The following is an 18,116-nucleotide window of genomic DNA, read 5'->3' as shown; positions in this document are numbered from 1 at the left end:
GCCGCAATTATTACCTTCCATCGGCTGACAAGCCATAAAAACCCTATTAAGGAATAATCTTTTCCTCGCGTAATCGTTCAAAAAGGTTCAGGAAAGAGTCCTCAGTAGATTGGAATTCCGAAAAGCCCTTTATCCGGCTATTTTTCATGTCCGTCATCACCTCAATCGGGCGACCTAGGTCCAGATCCGTGTGCCATGGAGAAGCTAGCGCATCGAGTTTTTCACTCGATAAACCGTGCTCTGAGGCGATCTTACGCCATGTTTCATGGTCATGTTGCATTTCTACTTTCAGTGGCCGAATAGCACCCGAATAACCCTCATAGGCTACACCAAACCATGCTGCAATTCTCGGCCACAGCCATTTCCAGCGAAACACATCGCCATTAACAATATTGTAGGCGCTATTCTTCGCCTCCGGGGTTGTGCTGGCCCAAATGAGCTGTTTAGCCAAAATCGATGCATCGGTCACATCAGACAAGCCGTTCCATTGCGCTTCCGACCCCGGCCAAATAAATTTACGCCCAGTCTGCCTGCAGATGCTAGCATATACGGCCAAGGTGGTTCCCAAGTTCATTAGGTTGCCTACCGCCCTACCAATTACGGTATGCGGTCGGTGTACGCTCCAGCTAAAGCCATCACGTTTGGCGGCGGCATACACCTCATCTTCCTGCGCATAGTAGAAATTCGGGAGATCAAGCCGGGGCTGCTCTTCGCGCAAAGGCGTTTCGGGCAGCGCCCCTTCTTTGACATAAGCCTCAAAAGGTCCAAGGTAATGCTTCAATCCGGTCACCAAAGCCACATGTTCAACACTATGCTTCTCGGCCAGCACATCAAAAAGATTCCTTAGCATGGAAGCATTGTCTCGAACGTTTTCCGCTTCCGTATCACGGCGCACCCAGGTGTTGATAAAAACGTGTGTAGGATATACTTCTTGTAAGGCTTGGCGTAGTTGATCAACGTCAAACAGATCGGCGCGGACTGCTCTAACCCCTTTGGGCAGCGATGCCGGATTTCTGGCCAGACCATAAGTATCCCAATGCTGTGCCAATAACTCCTCTGCGAGGTTGCTCCCGGTGATACCGGTCGCTCCAACGACTAATGCGATTTGTTTCATATTCCCTCCTATTTTACAGCAACAAAGCTAGTCGGAATAAAGCCACAATCCATTGATCCAACGCATGAAATAACCTTGATCTAGATCAAGGAATTAAAGCTGTTATTGTTTCTTTTTTATGCGACTGATCGTCTCGGGAGCAAGACCAAGGTAAGACGCAATCAAGTGTTGTGGCACACGCTGCAGGATCTCCGGCATCGATTCTGCCAATTTCATATACCGCAGCTCCGCCGAGTCGCCGTTCGAGCTGATCAATCTTTTGTCTTTAGTCACCAGACTATTCTGATACAGAATCCGGAAGTAACGCTCCATGACGGGAACATTTTGCAACAATCGTTCATAATTGTCCCTGCTGATCAAGAGCAATTCGGAATCTTCTACGGCATCAATATTCAACACAGCGGCTTCCTGATGTATAAAACTATTAAAATCGGATATCCACCAACCTTCCCAAGCTAACAGCGAAATACGTTCGTTTCCTTTCTCGTCAACTTTGAAAGACTTCAAAAGACCCCGTGCCACGAAAGTCAAGTTGTTACATACATCGCCTTCTTGTAGCGCATACTGCCGGCGTCGCAATCTTTTTACCACAAAATATTGCGCTATCAGCAGTCTATCTGCTTCCGTCAGTGTCACCTTCTCTTCAATATGCGAAAATAGTTCCTGAAACATGTCTTTCCTTCAAATGATCGTCCTCCAAATGTAAAATGAATTTACGGAAAGATCATGACTAAATTTTTCGATAGGCCTGCAGCAAGGTCCCGCCTAGCTTGAGGCGATAGTTTCCGCTTTTGCCATTGATTTTCGCATTTTGAATAATCCAATATTTTCTCTATAATTGCAGCCAATTTATAAAGAGTCTAATTAAACAAAGTGGGGAAGATCTCAAAAAACTGGATTAGCGGATGTAGCTTGGTGACCCTATCGGCTATTTCCATGTTTATGCCCATGAACGCTGTGGCGCAAGTAACGAAAGATACCCTTCAGGTGGATACCGCAAAACGATTTCATTTGGAGCAGGTGGATGTTTCGGGAAAATCAGCTAACAGGAAGATCAAAGAACAGGCATTCAGCGTTAATGTGATCGATGCCAAGCAGCTGTACAACAGCTCGGTGGATCTCAACCAAGTGCTTAACCGCTCCACCGGTGTGCGCGTTCGCGAAGATGGCGGGCTGGGCTCCAATTTCAACTTCTCTTTAAATGGATTCACCGGCCGACAGGTAAAATTCTTTATCGACGGCCTGCCGATGGACAACTTCGGATCTTCGCTGACCCTGAACAATTTCCCCGCTACCATGGCCGAGCGTGTGGAAGTATACAAAGGCGTGCTGCCCATCAGCCTTGGCGGTGATGCCCTTGGTGGTGCCGTCAATATCGTTACCCGCAGCAATGCCAATTACTTCGATGTATCCTATGGCTTTGGCTCGTTCAACACCCACAAAGCCAGCGTCAATGGCGCCTATACCAACGCCAAAACAGGCTTTACCGTGCGCACAAATGCCTTTTACAACTACTCGGACAATAACTATAAAGTGCGTGTTGAACCTATCGATTGGAGCGCCGGTAACGGAAGTAGCGGCACCCGCCTACCTTTGCAAGAAGTAGAACGTTTTCACGATAGCTACCAATCCATTGCTGCACAGGTAGACCTTGGTGTCACCAACAAAAGCTATGCAGACCATCTCCTGATTGGCGCCATAGTGGCCGGAAACAACAAAGGCATCCAAACCGGTGTCACCATGGATCAGGTTTTCGGAGCCCGTACATCCAACAGCAACTCCCTCATCCCTACATTAAAGTATAAAAAGACCGATCTTTTTATTGAAGGGCTTGATTTATCCGCCTATAGTGCTTACAACATTACGAACAATCATTTTGTCGACACAACAAGCCTACAATTCAACTGGTTGCAAGAGACCGTACCTACCAATACCGGGTCAGAATTTATGCGATCGCAGCTACACAACCGTGATAAAGAAGCATTGGTTTCGGCCAATCTCTCCTATACCCTGAACAATAATCAAGGGATATCGCTGAACTACGTGTTGACAGATTTCCGCCGGAAGTCAAGCGATGTGGAAGATCCAAACAACCCTACCTTTGCGCTGCCGCAGCGTTTGCAAAAGCAGACACTAGGTTTAGCTTGGCAAGCGACCTACAACCGTTTTACGGCTACGGCATTCGCCAAACTATATGACATGCACGCCGAATCTTTCGAGAATGTATCAACCAATACGATTCCCGAATATGCCACGACCTCCCTTGACCGTACCCACACGGGATACGGTGCAGCCGCAGCCTATTTTATTTTGCCCAATCTACAGGCCAAAACATCCTACGAACATACGTACCGACTTCCCGAGGCAGTGGAAATACTGGGCGACGGTCTTTTTATAGGCCGCAACTCGAATCTACGCCCCGAAAAAAGCAATAACTTCAATCTAGGCGCATTATATAGCCTATCGTTAAACAATGTGCATCAATTATCTTTAGAGGGAAATTTTATCTTACGCAATGCGAAAGACTATATTCGGCAAAATCAACTGCAATCACAGCCCGTTGATCGACAAAATATAAATGTAGGAAACGTAAGAACGACCGGTGGCGACGCCGAGATTCGTTATAGCTGGAAAAATAGTCTTTTTGCAGGTGTCAATGCCAACTACCAACAGATTATTGATCGTACGGAATTTCTCACCATTGAAAACTTAACCGGCACCGAAACTAGGCCAAACTTTAACTATGGCTACCGCATCCCCAACATGCCCTATCTATTTGGCAACTTTAACCTGGGCGGAAGATTTCATCCAACAAGTAACAAAGAAAATGCGCTTAGCCTAACCTATAACCTCAGCTACGTCGAGAAATATTATTTAACTCCCAATCATCTGGGTGCCAATAACCAAGACGTCATTCCAAGACAGCTGGCTCATGACATCTTTGCAGACTATTCGCTTCATGGTGGCAAATACATCATTGCACTGGAATGCAGAAATATCGCCGACAGCCAATTGTTCGACAATTTCAAGCTACAGAAACCGGGACGTTCTTTCTTTCTTAAACTTCGCTATTTCATAACCCAATAATTTTATCCATTTAAAAATATGGCATCACATACATTAAAACTTAAATCATTATTCCGCAACGGAATATACACTGCACTAGCAATCGCACTGGTATCCTGTAGCGATGACCCTACACCCACCCAAGCTGGAGTTTACACGCTAGGCCTTGGGGTTAGCACGCCTGATGGAACAACCAACTACGTGGCAACGACAAACGACTTGATGAGCGGCACCATAACCTTGGTAAACAATGGCTTTCTACAGGAGGGATACCGCGATTACGATAATATCGGGAATCACTTCCAAGCTATTGGAGGTCTGGGGATAAATGACGTAAATTCATATTATGTTGACGCAAACAATCAAGTTGCCGTTAAAACAGGACTGAACTTGCAAGCAAGGCCTGTAGATACTAGAGATGTCGACGGGACGGGCAAAAGCATGCTCGCTGTTACGCTTCCTGCAGATCCTAAGGATGGTCCTGAATTCACTTTTATGACCATTGATGTAGCCTCCAACGCCATCAGTCGCACCGTAAAAGTCCCTGTCAGCAAAACGACCTTCCCTATTGATGACCAGTGGCTATTGCACACTGGTATCGCGATTCGCGGAAACAAAGCGTTCCAAACCATCTTACCTTGGGACTCCCAAGGCTGGAAAACCAATAAAACGGACAAAACCTACGTGGCAGTGTACAGCTACCCTGACTTTAAGCTAGAGAAAGTAATCGAAGATGATCGTACAGGTCCTGCCGGCGCATTTGGCACCCGCTCAGGGGTTTTCGCGACAGAATCTGGCGATGTATATACTATCTCGCATTCCGGTTTCGGTTATTCAAAGAGCACCAAAGCACCTGCGATATTAAAAATCGCTTCTGGCGCAACGGAATTTGACAAAAACTATATTTTCCAAACGGCTGAAGTTGCCGGTGGAGGACGTATTGTCCACGCCATTTATGTGGGCAACAACAAACTATTCGCTTCGGTAGGCAGCGGAACACAGGCTAATCAATGGGATGATAAAAATCTGAAATTCGCCATTGTCGATCTAGCGGCCAAAACCATTACTCCTGTTACAGGATCGCCAACATTCACTGGCGACGGAGGACGTAGCTTTGCCGCCTTCCACAAAAATGGCAAAGCCTATGCAGCAGCAACGGTAAACAATGTGCTAAACATTTATGAAATAGACATAACCAATGCGACTATTCGTAAGGGAGCACAGGTAAATGCTACATTTGTAGGCGGTATAGGACAGATACAACAATAATCCAATATAAAGAATAGTTACAATCCGATGATGCTTAATCGCGTCATCGGATTGTATTTTGATATGGCAACAAAGAAAAAAAGCAAAAGCACCAGCCTTTTTCGAAAAATTAACGACTGGTTACACCTTTGGTTGGGCCTCACATCGGGCATCATCGTGTTCATCGTCAGTATCACCGGTTGTTTCTATGCATTCCAGCAAGAAATAAAGGATGCTCTTGAACCTTGGCGATTTGTCGAAGCCAAAGAGCAGACCTTCGTACCCCCAAGCCTACTCTTGGATACTGCTGCACAATATATGCCCGGCGCTAAACCCAGCGGCTTAACTTATAGCACCAAAGAGGGGGCCGCCGCCATAGGTTATGCCGGACGCCAAGATGGCAAGCGTACCTTTTCTGTTGTTTTTATGAATCCATACACCGGTGATTTTCTACGAAAGCAGCAGACCGTCGGTGGCGAGGAGTTTGATTTTTTCCGATTCATCATTGATGGGCATCGTGCCCTTTGGCTGCCCTATGATATCGGGCGCCCCATCGTGGGTGTAGCTACACTGGTGTTTTTGGTGCTGCTGATCACCGGTCTGGTAATGTGGTGGCCTAAGCGTTGGAACCGCTCCAATCGCGATAAAAGCTTTAAGATAAAATGGAATGCCAAATTCAAACGCGTAAATTACGACCTGCACAACGTGCTCGGGTTTTACAGCTTACTACTGGCCTTGGCGCTAGGAATCACGGGGTTAGTGTGGAGCTTCACCTGGTTTGATCAGGCGCTATACTATGTCAGCTCGGGCGGTGATCACAAACCTGAGCACCATCACCCGCACTCCGACCTTGCCAATCAACACCTTCCTTGGGATAAAGCCCTCACGCCATTGGATAGCGCTTGGTATGCTACTTTAAAGCAAACCGATCAAATCGGAGGCATGTACATGACGCCTATTTTGCAGGATGATGATGATTCCTACGAAATCTTGGTGTATCACCTCGAGGGGTCTTACTATAATCAAAGCGCTTATTTTTACGATCGCTACACACTAGCACCCTTGGACATGGAGGGTAGTAAATTTAGCGAGGCACGCTTTGCCGATCGTTTATCCATGATGAACTATGACATACATGTGGGTGCCATACTCGGCTTCCCCGGCAAACTGCTGGCCTTTTTTATCAGCTTGATCTGCGCAAGTCTGCCCATAACCGGCTTCTTAGTGTGGTGGAACAAAAGAAAATAGATGGAATATTTGAGCAGCGGCGGTATATACCCGCTGCTTTTATCGGGGCTACAGCCCCTTTTTCTTTTTCTGCCGAAGCACATACAGGTACAAGCTTTCTACTTTGGCCCTCGCCCAAGGTGTTTTGCGCAGAAACTTAAGCGACGAGTTTATGCTGGGGTTATCCGTAAAGCATTTTATCTTGATCTGCTCGCCCAGTCCATCAAAACTGCCGTAGTAATCCAGCAGTTCTTCTAAAATCGTGTCCAGCCTTTTCCCGTGCAACGGATCCTTTGATTGTTCCATAAGGGATAAAGTTAGCACTATCCTGCGGATATTCCTTATTTGCACGATATGGTTTTTATCGGGCGATGATATCTGGGAAAATAATCAGCATATTAAACGCTTTCGCGTTCAAGGTTACACACATAATAATAACCGTAAAACGGGATTAGTGCCACAATCATCAATCTTTTCAATTTGGTTAGCTGATCAAGGCGTTGCTGCGGAAATATGTTTGCAACGCAAACCGCGTCAGCAAATATATATGCACAGAAATAAGCATAGTTAATACTGTTTTCATAGATCATCGGTTTTATTCTTCACTTTTGGTTAACTGTATTACCGCGATAAGCCGTCTTTAACATGTATGTATGGAAAACTTTAGATAGCGACAATCAACGTTTACCATTTCAAATATAGCATGAAGATGTTATATAAAAGGGAGGCATTTTCGTCATACTATAGGGGCATATCTTGCATAGTTCGATGAAGGTACAAAGCATATGAATACGCCCGAGATTCATTACTCAAGCCCAAGCTTTTTTATCGTGAGATTGTAGCGGAGAATACTATGTTTTTTCGTTCATTTTGCGAATTGCAAAATGAACGAAACCAAGAAGCTTTATTTCAAAAATACGCCTTTCCTAACAGCAAAAAAAATTGTGGTAAAAAACATGACCTGTAATTTATTCCAATATTAGGGTATCAAATCGCGCCAATTTTTTCGTAAAACGTCAAAATTTTTGGCGCAATTTGATACCCTTTTTGAGCAAAAAAAGGCTTCCTTTCTGAATCAAAAACCCTCTTTATCATATCGTAAAGCCCATTTACCTAGTGAACATACATACTTCGCTAGTGAAAAACGCTTTTCACTACGCATTTGCCTCTAATGCATACGCATTTACCTCTAATGCACACGCATCTGCCTCTAATGCATACGCATCTGCCTCTAATGCACACGCATCTGCCTCTAATGCACACGCATCTGCCTCTAATGCATACGCATCTGCCTCTAATGCATACGCATCTGCCTCTAATGCACACGCATCTGCCTCCAATGCATACGCATCTGCCTCTAATGCACACGCATACAAGGTAAATGCCTATGCAGTCGAGCCATTTCCCTTATGAAAAGACACCGCTGCATACTCATCTTACGAGACACCTAAGCATTTAAGAACAAAACTGTTACGAATCTGATCAGGCATCAGGTCGCTGCCGACGGGAGAGCTGTTTGTCGAGCTCCAGCGCTGCGCTGATCAAGCCTAGATGGGTAAAGGCCTGCGGAAAATTACCCAGGTGCTCTCCCTTCTTACTGATCATCTCGGCAAATAAGCCCAAGTGGTTCGCATAGCCTATCATCTTGGCAAAATTTTCCACGGCTTCTTCGATGCGCCCCGCCTTGGCCAAACACTCGATATACCAAAAAGAGCACATCGTAAAGGTGCCTTCCTCACCATCCAGCCCGTCGATGCCCAGTTCCTCGTTTTTGTAGCGATACACCAATACATCGAGGCGCAGCTCCCGATCTACCGCATCCAAGGTTTTTATCCAACGGGGTTCTTCTGGCGTCACGAAGTGGAGTAACGGCATCAACAGCACGCTGCCATCAATGGTATCAGATACCTTGTTGCCCTGTTTAAACTGTCCCCACATCTGCTTTTCCTCATTCCAAAAATTCTCAAAAATATCCTTGTAAATCGCATTGCGCACATCAATCCACTCGCCCACAGGAAAGGGGAAGGAACGATCCTGCCCTATCTTAATGGCGCGGTCCATCGCCACCCAGCACATCAGCCTCGAGTGCAGGAACTCCTGCTTTTCGTTGCGGATCTCCCAGATGCCATGGTCGGGTTCGCGCCATCGTTCGATCACGATCTTAATCTCCTTGCAGATGATCTCCCACAGCTCGAACGTGATGGGTTGATGGTATTGGTTGTATATAAAGATGGTATCCAGCAGCTCGCCATAAATGTCCAGCTGCAGCTGGTTGTTGGCTTCATTGCCAATGCGCACCGGCCCCGAGCCCTTATAACCTTCGAAGTGCTCCAGTATCTTTTCTTCCATATCCCATTCGCCATCGATCTTGTAGAGCAGGTGCAGATCCCGGTTTTGATCCTGCTCGATGATCCAGTTGAGGAATGCCTTAGACTCGTTCACAAAGCCCAGCTTCAGAAAGGCATACATGGTGAAGGCCGCATCGCGGATCCAGGTAAATCGATAGTCCCAATTGCGGTCGCCACCCAGCTCTTCGGGCAGGCTAAAGGTAGCCGCCGCAACCACAGAACCATATTTGGCCGAGGTAAGCAGCTTCAAGGTGATGGCCGATCGCTGCACCACCTCCATCCAACGCCCCGAATAGGAAGACTGATTCAGCCAGTTACGCCAGTAGGCAATGGTGCTGAAATAAGTCTCTTTAGTATAATAGGAAATATCGTTAAACTTGGTATCTCCATTGGAGGAGAGTTCGAGTACCACAAATGCACGCTCGGACTCCTGCAGGGCGAACTCGGCATGCACATCCTGCCCCTCAACAGCCACGTCAAAGCTGGCCATGAAACGCATATTCTCCTGATCGCTGTCATCCGTCTTGAACAGTAGTGCATCCCCTTCGCGTGTTATGCTATGCTTTTTTCGCGCGTAATCAAAGCGGGGTTTCATCTCCAATCGGCAGGTTATATTGCCCCGTATGGATTTGATCTTGCGAACGATAGAATTGCATTGGGTTTGGGCATTTTCCTTCAAAGGCATATAATCAGTAATCTCGACAATGCCCTCTTCCGAGAAAAATCGTGTAATCAGCACGGCCGTCCCGGGAAGGTACAACTGCTTGTACCGCATGTCCTTCATCTGCGGGACGATCGAAAAGTATCCGCCTTTTTCATGATCTAGCAGTCGGGCAAAGACGCTCGGCGAATCAAACCGCGGGAAGCATAAGAAATCGATCGATCCATTCATCCCCACCAGTGCGGAGGTTTCCATATTTCCGATGAGCCCATAGTTTTCAATAGGCTGGTAGTTGCGCTTCTCAGTCATATCCTTTTAAACAATTTAGCGGAACAGGTATGTTCCCGTTTCCATAATTATTTGCCTGCATGGTGAACAGAAGCCCAAGCCTAGGATATAGACTGCTCAAATCCGTTTAAACCGGTGCATGTTTAAACAATGAACAATCGAGCGACGCGGTCGTTCAGATTATTTGAAAGTAGTGTCGGCAAACAGAAAATTCTATTAGGTCCTATACATCAGTGAGGGACATCCAACTCTCCACACTACTTCACAGCAATCTTTCTCCTTCCATTGAATACTTCCGTGCTCATTTGATAAAGATCGGCATTCCCCGCATCGTAGATGTAAATATACTTTCCGTCATCGGATAACAACATATCGTTTTGATATCCGGGAATACGCGCAATAACATTGCCTTTAGCATCCAATTGAGTCAGAAAATATTGTTGATTAGAGGAACTCCATCCATAAAATCTCTCGGTGTTTTTGTCCAAGAAAATCGGATATACAGACAATCGTGCCCCTAGATCAGCCTTGGTGTAGTAGTCAATCAATCTATTATCATCGTTAATGGCCCAATTTTTATAATTTAGGATACGATAGCGACCAAACTCCTTGGTGGATTTCCCGGTACTTGCCGACCATGTGTAGTGTGCATTTTCATAAGCATCGTTAAAATAAAAGTCTTTTTTATTGGGCAAAACACCACTATCCCAAGTATTACTAAAAGGAAACTCTACTAGAACTTCCATCTTGTTATTTTCTTGCGATTTAACCACGCGATAACCATTACCGGATATATTATCGCCCACGGTGACCATAAATCCCAAGCCATCTTGATTGAAATGTAAGCGGTCGGGAATATTATAAGGGCTTTGCGGATGATCATTTACCGGATCTGTCGGGATAAGAATTGTTTCAACAATCTCGTTACGTTGCATATCCAATACCCTTAAATATTCGTCATTAGACAACACATAATACGACTTATTAAAGGCATTGTATACCATCTTTTTGGGTGTTACAGGGAGATTTATGCGTTTCACGATGGTGAAAGTCTCTCGATCAATAACTCCCAAATTCTTGCGCTCTTTATCTAGGTAGTAAAGATGCGTTGATGAGCCAAGTGCAGAAATATCGGACATTTGTTCGCGATACACGTTCAGATCAATTTTTTTATCATACAAAGTCACCTGAAAATCTACGGTGTCCACCCCCCCTTTATTGTTCAGATAAATTTTATACAGGTTAGGCCGAAGCGTGGACACACAACCGTTTGAAAAATCGATCTGTTTACCTTCAACATTTTGATATGTTACCTGGGCTAGGCAATATTCGTCCAGCCGCTCCACGCGAGGAAATCCGATAAACTCATCCGCCATTTCCAGTTCCACGGAGACAACATCGTTCACTTTGGCGTAAGCCGTTTGTACGCTATTTTTCCGGAATTGCGTTACAGGAATGATGCGCCGGCTTCCCCCTTTGGTAAACACAATCTCTCCCTGCCTTGTCTCCTGCGTATTATTAGGAAGGATAGTAACAACGATCTTGATCGAAAATTTAGAGCTACCACTCGTATCCACCCGAACCCAATCTGGGCGATCTATCTTAAAACCTGCGTTTCTGCGCACCTGAAAAGAAAAACTCTTCCGGTTTTTGGTGGCAAACAGACTGTCTTGCGGGACATCCAAAATAAAATCGTCATATTGCATGACGATGTTGTCATTTATCGTGTCTCTTTTGCTAAAATCCACTTTATAATCTTGTGTCACAAAACCTTTTTTACTGATTCGTGCCTCCACAATTCCTTTTGGGAGATCCTCGATGAAAGATTTCCCCTGGGTCAAGGTATATGTTTTGTTTTCCTTAGGCACGGAAAAGGTGACCGAGTCCAAGGGCATGGTAGCAAACTCGTCGAAGAATGCTAGTTTCAGCAATGTTTTTGGCATACTGTTCGGAGCAACATCAGTGTCTTTGTCGCAGGAAAAAAGCAATACAGCAAGTACTGCAAATAGCACGTTTCTCATATTAAGGTAAGACATCGGTCAATTTCATTTTAAAGAATAGGCCTCCATAGACCACGTAAAGACTTCCAGCCTTGCTGAACATAGGCACAGGGTAATCATGTCCAGAGTAAACGAAGGGCATAAGATATTCATCTAACTTTGTCCAACTGTCCTGTATAGGATCATATCTTTTTAGGGTATTGTTTGATAATAGAATGCCGTAGCCATTTTTTGCAACGGCACTAGCATGCATGACAGCATCATAGTCGGCTTTACGCCCCCAATGACCACTCATCGTATTAAATGCATACACCTCCACGTTTCCGGTGGTACGGCCTCCACCAATCACGTAAAACTCGTCCCCAATAACCATAGATGTACCTTTGAACCGGTTATCATAAAGGGTAGACCACGGTGTTGGATAATCTGCTTCCATACGTTTCCATTGGTTGAGTTGTATGCTATAACGATACAGACTGGGATCTTCTACAGGGTTCCAAAAATCACCCGGATTTTGCCCTGTCGTGATATAAAGATTGCCCTTCACGCTGTTCATGACGCCAGCATGCCGTTGCGGTGCCGAATAATCAGCCAACTTTTTCCAGCTACGTGACACCGTATTGTATTGATAGAAATTATCCGTAAGCTTTCCCGAATACATATAAATGCTTTCCCCGTAAGCGCTGAACGTAGGAAACTCCGTTGCGTAAGGTATTTCAATCCTACTAAATGTATTACTGGACGAATCGAATTGCCATATATAATAGATACTTTCACCCATATAGTCTTTAGGGGTAGACACAATAAAAATGTTATCGTTAATATTGAACGTACCAAGGGTATTGACTTCTTCAAAAGGTACCGAGCGAGCAATCAATCTCCAGCGATCTAGAATGTCTATTTCTGATTTCAGAACGATCGTTTGATCCAAGTATTTCAGCGTAAATTTGGGCTTACGATTGGGATAGTCTACTATTGGTGCGATAATCGATAGGTAATTATAGCCGCCTTGGTCGTATCGATAATTCATCGACAGTAATTGATCATCTAACCGAATCTCTACTTTAACATTAGGCAGCTCTTCAAACTGTAGCGTATGATTTTGGTTGATCCGTATAGCGGCAGGAAGCTGGACAATCTTCGGCGCTCTTATCTTCACCACTCCCTCACTTACAGCAGTTTGCTTGTTAGCTCGTACCGCAACACGCAAGGAAGCACTTGTGATCGAATTAGGTACGATCACGCTAATCCTCGACCTCGAAAAAGATTTCACAGCCACTTCCACATCGTTGATAAACACTTTATTTTGACCAGCATACCGAGAGAAATACTCACCCTGAATAACAAGTTCCTCGCCAACGGCTGTTTCTTGAGGTAAGGATAAGATTCTTGGGGCTAATAACGTGAATAAGGAATCGGCCACAACCCGTTGATAGGCGGTGAACAAGCTAATTGTATTTTTGCCTACTGGCGTTTTCTCCTGTACTGGCACTTCAATTACATTTTCTTCTTTTCGAATAAAATACATAGAACTATCTCCGATGCTGACTTTATTGAATGTATAATCTTTGAATTTGCCATAAACCTTTAGTGTATCGCCAATGCCAGCACTTCGTGGAGATATCGAATCGATAGACACTTTACTTTCTTTACCAAAGGTGAACGACTTTCTCTGTGACACCTGCTGCAGGCCGAGATTGATTTGATAGGTATAGTAATACACCACACCCTGCTCTAAGCCAGCCGGCAGATCATAATGATAGGTTTTTACACGCATGGGAAGTTCGAAGCTACGAGAGATCCCCACTTCCCGAAACAGAGAATCTTTGCTGATCAATAAACCGTAACCGTATACCATCTCTAGCGGAACGCTATTGACCTTAACAGACAAACGAACTCCCCCATCTGCCAGCAGCATAGGTTCTAAAACTTCGATATCAGGCTGTTTCTCTTGTTGAATAGGCACGAGCGGTTCAGCTTCCTTCTTACACCCTCCGAATAGGAGGAATACTGCCAAAAGACAGCCAAAGTAAAATTTACTCATTTACTTTTTGATTAATAATCATCGTTATGCGTTCGTTTTCCTGAATGCAAAATGCCATAGGGGATTGCCACTAACAAGCATTTCTACCAGCAAAAACGACGTTATGGGTTTAGTTTCTCAATTAAGACTTTATTGTGCGTTGGATAATAACTCGAAAATTGCCCACTATGTTTGATCATTGTGCTCACACTCAAAATTCCCTGCGGAGTCTTGAAGATCTTATAAGGATAAGCCTTGGTACGGATGCTCTTGAGGTGGCTATACTCACTCGTAGAATATACTTCGATACTCTTTCCTGTAGTGGCAGCGTAGATCGATTGGCCTGCATCATCGAAACAAAAATCACTGTATTCCAAATTTCCGCGAGGTAGACTCTTATCATAGGTAAGATTAATATTGTATATGGCACCCTGACTGGCAGTAATGTATTTTGACCCATTAGGAAAGAAGGCAAAAATAGATGCATCCAGCGGATAGTCGCCATGGTATCGATCCGTAAACAATTGAATAGCAGACCCCTCTTTGGTGAATTCATAAAAATACTGATTGGTAGGGCCTATAAACATAGTCACCTCGACCAACCTCGTATTGCTTCCTGGAACCTTCCTCAATCGGGTACGCTCGTAGTCGCCAGTTTCCGTTATCAATGCACGATCGGCCCGCCGGTAAACTTTCAGTGGACCTCTCGGCCAACTCGAAGAAGACGTCGAAACATAAAGTATATTGTTTTGAGATACTACGCTCGTAGACTCCGTTCCCACGGTGATCTGTGTAATTTTCTCCAGCGTCAGCGCATCATATACGAAAATCCAACCATCGTTGCGTGGCACATAAAGTTCAGTCTTTCCGTTGAAAGATTCCATATCGGCATAACCGGTAGTTGCCTTCGTTTCAATTTGTTTGATGATCTTTTCTGTCTTCAGGTCATACATACTGATACGCCCATTCTGCTCAAAAAAGTAAAGCAATTGTTGTGTGCCATTGTAAATTACGTCGTAAGGGCTGATATTGAGCAAATTGACACCTGCAGTCTTATGGCTTACAGTATTGCTGTAAATCGGTGCTCCATTGCGCACTTGCCCTACGATTTGGTAAACAACCTCAGGACTATAGGGCACTTGTTCATCCAATATAGTTGTTGTCCTGCTGTCCATCACCATTTCTCCCACTGTGGCGAGCAATCCGTCAGGTGTGTCTTTACGCAAAATGATATAACTATAGAAATTGGAGTTGTCTAGTATCGACCAAGATAATTTGACAGCATCCCCCTCTATCTTGGGTTGCTTGAGCTCAATCTTATCAGAAAACATTGCGGGTGGAGCTTCGGGCTCAGGAGGTGCAGGATCATTTTTTCCACAAGCAGCGATTAAAAGGATCACTCCCGTTAAAACATTCAATAATTTTTTCATTGCGTTAATAATTACGTCAAAAATACACATTTACGGCTATTTATATCTATGCGACAAGATTTTTTTCATTCTTTTTCGGTTCGACAAAATCTCGTCTAAAAACCCAAGGTTTTAGGTCAACGGGTCAAGGTATAAGATCAGCTCTGACAGTTTCTATTACCGCCCACGATTTGAACACAAGCTTAGCGGATTGGGCTACGTCCGTAACGGCTCGTCTGCTCACCTTTGTATATATCATTAATCACAAAAAATAAGAACAATGGAAAATGTACAAGGAAAAGTTATCGCCATTACGGGCGCAAGCAGCGGCATCGGCGAAGCCATCGCACGGCACTTGGCATCGTTGGGCGCCAAAGTAGTACTGGGTGCTCGGCGGGTAGACAATTTAGCAACGATCAGCGCAGCCATCCAAGCAAACGGTGGTGAGGCCATCTACAGATCGCTTGATGTTACACAGCCTAGCGATGTTGCATCGTTTGCCGCTTGGGCAAAATCGCAGTTTGGCACGTTGGATGTATTTATCAACAATGCAGGACTGATGCCGCTATCGATGATCAACAGTTACAAAGTGGAAGAATGGCACCGCATGATCGATGTCAACATCAAAGGCGTATTGCATGGCATTGCCGCAGCACTTCCCCTGTTTGAAGCGAAAGATAGCGGACAATTTGTGAACATCACCTCGGTGGGCGACCGTTGGGTAGGTCCTAGCTCAACGGTATACAGCGCAACCAAATTTGCGGTGCGCGCCATTTCTGATGGGCTGCGCCAAGAGGTAAGTAGCAATATCCGCGTGACCCTAGTTGCCCCCGGAGCCACCGAGTCGGAACTGGCAGAGAGCATTTCTGATCCTGACTTGAAGAAAATGGCCATCAATATGTTCAGAAAAGATGTTATTCCGGGCTTAGCCATCGCCAAGGCGGTCGCCTTCGCTATTGCGCAACCTGCCGATGTGGATGTCAATGAAATTGTGGTACGTCCCACAGCACAAAAATCATTTTAAAAACGATTCTGTACATTCGTAGCATGGACAAGACATTTCGCTTTCATTCTATCGCCGCCTTTCACGACTTTTGCCAGCTGCCAAAGGCCGAGCATCCCTTGATCAGTTTGATCGACTATAGCAAGGTGCATTATCCGGTGAACGACAAGGAGCTGCAGTGGATACAGCACTTCTACTCGATAGGTTTAAAGCGGAATGTCAACGCTAAATTTAACTACGGACAACAGGAGTACGATTTTGACTCGGGGGTGCTCACCTTTGTGTCGCCCCTGCAATTCCTCCGTATAGAAATGAACCCAGAGGCGCAGGTCGAACCCTCAGGATGGCTCTTGCTTATCCATCCCGACTTCTTATACCGCACAGCCTTAGCAAAGAAAATCAAGCAATACGAGTTTTTTCAGTATGCCGCCAATGAAGCCTTGTTTCTCTCAGACAAAGAGGAACAGGTGATCGTGGACATCCTCCGGAATATCGAAAAAGAGTACCAATCGAATATGGATAAGTTTAGCCAAGAACTGATCGTTGCACAGCTGGAGATGCTGCTGATCTATGCAGAACGCTTCTATGAACGTCAATTTATGACGCGCAGAAAAACTAATGTGCAGTTGCTGGATCAATTTGAAGCAGTCCTTTCCCAGTATTTCGATAGCGGGAAAGCATTGCAACAAGGTGTGCCAAGCGTTGCGACACTCGCCGCAGCGCTCCATATTTCCCCTAACTACCTAGGAAGCATCTTGCGCATGCATACCCAACAGAATACACAGCAACACATCCAACACCGGTTGATCGAATATGCCAAAGAGCAACTGATCACAACAAATCTTTCCGTCAGTGAAATCGCTTTTCAGCTGGGCTTCGAACACCCACAGTCGTTCAGCAAGCTGTTCAAAAGAAAAACGAACCAAACGCCATCGGAATTCAAAGCCCTATTCCATTAACTCCCCAAGATCGCTTACCGCGATAAACCGTCTATCAGTGAAACACCTTGTTGTTAATGGTATTCATGGTATAGTCAAAGTGCAGCACTATTTTCTTGCTCTCGTAGGAAGCACCTTCACCAAGCTCAACAACAACCTCCATCTTCCCACTGATCACTTCATCGGTAAAACGGGTAAGGGTTAATGTGCCAGAACCAGCCTTTGCGGTGTAGGGAAAATCCCAATTTCCGGGGACTTTGTAAGTACAATATGCAACGATACCTGGTCTGTCATCTCCCCGAACCGCATACGTACCTTCCACAACAGGTTGCATCTTATCTTGCTGTCCAGGTTCAACAACATTGTGCAGCCCAAAGGTCAACATAGACACGGTTGGTGTATTCAAGACAGCACTACTTGTAATATGATACACATTGCTTTTCACAAATTCACGCTCTTTTACGCGCAAGAAATTGTCTACCGTCGTAAATTTCACACCTTGATGCACTATCGGCCCGTCATTTAACGTGCCGATAACGCTACGCTTGGGTTCGTAGCGCTGGCCGTCGATCTCTACCGAAAGCCTGTTCAGCCCGCTGGACGTTGCGATACTGCCATCATCCTTTTTACAGGAAACGACACTAACCATAAAAGCGACAAGCAGTGCAACAAAGTGTAAACGACAGGTTAATCGATAGAACATAAGAAGTTTTTTGAGCAGCAAAAATATTATATTTCAAAGACTATTTACAACAAAATATAAAGAACGGCTAACTTATTTTGGAGAGATC

General features: G+C 45.0%; 13 protein-coding genes. 5 read left to right on the top strand and 8 right to left on the bottom strand.

Annotated features, from left to right (window positions below; genetic code table 11):
• Positions 1–46: 46 nt before the first annotated feature.
• Both SCB77_RS14060 and SCB77_RS14055 read right to left on the bottom strand, forming a co-directional pair.
• Positions 47–1,114, bottom strand: a complete 1,068-nt coding sequence (locus SCB77_RS14060) for an SDR family oxidoreductase (protein WP_320182644.1) — start codon at positions 1,112–1,114, stop codon at positions 47–49.
• A gap of 102 nt (positions 1,115–1,216) precedes the next feature.
• Positions 1,217–1,786, bottom strand: a complete 570-nt coding sequence (locus SCB77_RS14055) for a Crp/Fnr family transcriptional regulator (protein ID WP_320182643.1) — start codon at positions 1,784–1,786, stop codon at positions 1,217–1,219.
• A 201-nt stretch (positions 1,787–1,987) separates the two neighbouring features.
• Here SCB77_RS14055 and SCB77_RS14050 point away from each other — a divergent pair, with 201 nt between their 5' ends.
• The 3 genes from SCB77_RS14050 to SCB77_RS14040 all read left to right on the top strand — a co-directional run bounded on the left by SCB77_RS14050 (position 1,988) and on the right by SCB77_RS14040 (position 6,676).
• Positions 1,988–4,201, top strand: a complete 2,214-nt coding sequence (locus SCB77_RS14050; RefSeq protein WP_320182642.1) for a TonB-dependent receptor — start codon at positions 1,988–1,990, stop codon at positions 4,199–4,201.
• Positions 4,202–4,219: 18 nt separating this feature from the next.
• Entirely contained in the window at positions 4,220–5,449 is a 1,230-nt protein-coding gene (locus tag SCB77_RS14045) for a DUF4374 domain-containing protein (protein WP_320182641.1), read from the top strand.
• A gap of 63 nt (positions 5,450–5,512) precedes the next feature.
• A complete protein-coding gene (locus SCB77_RS14040; protein ID WP_320182640.1) occupies positions 5,513–6,676 on the top strand; it encodes a PepSY-associated TM helix domain-containing protein in 1,164 nt (387 codons plus the stop codon).
• A gap of 48 nt (positions 6,677–6,724) precedes the next feature.
• On the opposite strand, the gene SCB77_RS14035 is transcribed toward SCB77_RS14040, so the two are convergent.
• From SCB77_RS14035 to SCB77_RS14015, 5 genes are all read right to left on the bottom strand, one after another.
• A complete protein-coding gene (locus tag SCB77_RS14035; RefSeq protein WP_320182639.1) occupies positions 6,725–6,961 on the bottom strand; it encodes a VF530 family protein in 237 nt (78 codons plus the stop codon).
• 1,176 nt (positions 6,962–8,137) lie between these two features.
• Complete coding sequence (locus SCB77_RS14030; RefSeq protein ID WP_320182638.1) at positions 8,138–9,973, bottom strand: glycoside hydrolase family 15 protein; 1,836 nt, start codon at positions 9,971–9,973, stop codon at positions 8,138–8,140.
• A 236-nt stretch (positions 9,974–10,209) separates the two neighbouring features.
• Positions 10,210–11,973 carry a BACON domain-containing protein gene (locus SCB77_RS14025; protein WP_320182637.1) on the bottom strand — a complete coding sequence of 588 codons (1,764 nt, stop codon included), beginning with the start codon at positions 11,971–11,973 and terminating at the stop codon, positions 10,210–10,212.
• A 1-nt stretch (position 11,974) separates the two neighbouring features.
• Positions 11,975–13,996, bottom strand: a complete 2,022-nt coding sequence (locus SCB77_RS14020) for an IPT/TIG domain-containing protein (RefSeq protein ID WP_320182636.1) — start codon at positions 13,994–13,996, stop codon at positions 11,975–11,977.
• 101 nt (positions 13,997–14,097) lie between these two features.
• Positions 14,098–15,405 (bottom strand): YncE family protein, encoded by a 1,308-nt coding sequence (locus SCB77_RS14015; RefSeq protein ID WP_320182635.1) that lies wholly within the window; start codon positions 15,403–15,405, stop codon positions 14,098–14,100.
• 259 nt (positions 15,406–15,664) lie between these two features.
• On the opposite strand from SCB77_RS14015, the gene SCB77_RS14010 reads away from it, so the two are divergent.
• Both SCB77_RS14010 and SCB77_RS14005 read left to right on the top strand, forming a co-directional pair.
• On the top strand, positions 15,665–16,408 hold the full coding sequence (locus tag SCB77_RS14010; protein WP_320182634.1) for an SDR family oxidoreductase: 744 nt from the start codon (positions 15,665–15,667) through the stop codon (positions 16,406–16,408).
• Between the two features lie 23 nt (positions 16,409–16,431).
• Positions 16,432–17,346, top strand: a complete 915-nt coding sequence (locus SCB77_RS14005; RefSeq protein ID WP_320182633.1) for a helix-turn-helix domain-containing protein — start codon at positions 16,432–16,434, stop codon at positions 17,344–17,346.
• 34 nt (positions 17,347–17,380) lie between these two features.
• On the opposite strand, the gene SCB77_RS14000 is transcribed toward SCB77_RS14005, so the two are convergent.
• Entirely contained in the window at positions 17,381–18,028 is a 648-nt protein-coding gene (locus SCB77_RS14000) for a hypothetical protein (RefSeq protein WP_320182632.1), read from the bottom strand.
• Positions 18,029–18,116 lie beyond the last annotated feature (88 nt).

This window comes from Sphingobacterium bambusae (assembly GCF_033955345.1).
GTDB classification, from domain to species: Bacteria; Bacteroidota; Bacteroidia; order Sphingobacteriales; family Sphingobacteriaceae; genus Sphingobacterium; species Sphingobacterium bambusae.
The sequence above is the reverse complement of the archived record's forward strand: the minus strand, read 5'-3'. Positions and strand labels throughout refer to the sequence as shown.

Excerpts from the sequence above, each read along its gene's own strand:
- SCB77_RS14035 (WP_320182639.1), bottom strand. The coding sequence starts at position 6,961 with ATGGAACAATCAAAGGATCCGTTGCACGGGAAAAGGCTGGACACGATT.
- SCB77_RS14020 (WP_320182636.1), bottom strand. The coding sequence starts at position 13,996 with ATGAGTAAATTTTACTTTGGCTGTCTTTTGGCAGTATTCCTCCTATTC.
- SCB77_RS14000 (WP_320182632.1), bottom strand. The coding sequence starts at position 18,028 with ATGTTCTATCGATTAACCTGTCGTTTACACTTTGTTGCACTGCTTGTC.
- SCB77_RS14010 (WP_320182634.1), top strand. The coding sequence starts at position 15,665 with ATGGAAAATGTACAAGGAAAAGTTATCGCCATTACGGGCGCAAGCAGC.
- SCB77_RS14055 (WP_320182643.1), bottom strand. The coding sequence starts at position 1,786 with ATGTTTCAGGAACTATTTTCGCATATTGAAGAGAAGGTGACACTGACG.
- SCB77_RS14040 (WP_320182640.1), top strand. The coding sequence starts at position 5,513 with ATGGCAACAAAGAAAAAAAGCAAAAGCACCAGCCTTTTTCGAAAAATT.
- SCB77_RS14025 (WP_320182637.1), bottom strand. The coding sequence starts at position 11,973 with ATGAGAAACGTGCTATTTGCAGTACTTGCTGTATTGCTTTTTTCCTGC.
- SCB77_RS14060 (WP_320182644.1), bottom strand. The coding sequence starts at position 1,114 with ATGAAACAAATCGCATTAGTCGTTGGAGCGACCGGTATCACCGGGAGC.
- SCB77_RS14015 (WP_320182635.1), bottom strand. The coding sequence starts at position 15,405 with ATGAAAAAATTATTGAATGTTTTAACGGGAGTGATCCTTTTAATCGCT.
- SCB77_RS14045 (WP_320182641.1), top strand. The coding sequence starts at position 4,220 with ATGGCATCACATACATTAAAACTTAAATCATTATTCCGCAACGGAATA.
- SCB77_RS14005 (WP_320182633.1), top strand. The coding sequence starts at position 16,432 with ATGGACAAGACATTTCGCTTTCATTCTATCGCCGCCTTTCACGACTTT.
- SCB77_RS14030 (WP_320182638.1), bottom strand. The coding sequence starts at position 9,973 with ATGACTGAGAAGCGCAACTACCAGCCTATTGAAAACTATGGGCTCATC.